Annotated in this window: 1 protein-coding gene; it reads right to left on the bottom strand. The window is 68.3% G+C overall.

What is annotated here, in order from left to right; genetic code table 11:
* Window positions 1-317, bottom strand: a 317-nt coding sequence (locus EXE42_RS17385; RefSeq protein WP_241988445.1) for an ABC transporter permease, incomplete at its 3' end; no start/stop codon positions are given.
* Window positions 318-338: the final 21 nt, after the last annotated feature.

Here is a 338-nt window from a genome sequence, read left to right as displayed (position 1 = left end):
GAGTCGAACAGAGCCAGCGCCACGACGAGCGTGATCGTCAGGCCGACCACGATGGCCGCGCCGAGGACGGCAGTCCGACCGACGAGCTTGCCGAGGACCACGTCCGCGCGGCTGTGGGGGAAGCCCAAGAGGAGCTTTCCCGACCCGCTGGCGCGCTCGCCGGCGATGGCACCGGCGCCAACGACGATGGCCGCGATGGAGACGAACAACGTCACGGCGCCGATGAGCAGCGTGAGGAACCCCAGCGTGCTCACCTCGCCGATATCCTGACTCACCGCTGGAACCGTGCCGTACAGCACCGCGAAGCCGACCGACATGAGGACGAAAAGGCCCGTGAC

The organism is Halorubrum sp. SP3, from assembly GCF_005435195.1.
GTDB classification, from domain to species: Archaea; Halobacteriota; Halobacteria; order Halobacteriales; family Haloferacaceae; genus Halorubrum; species Halorubrum sodomense.
This window is presented reverse-complemented; position numbering and strand designations above follow the sequence as displayed.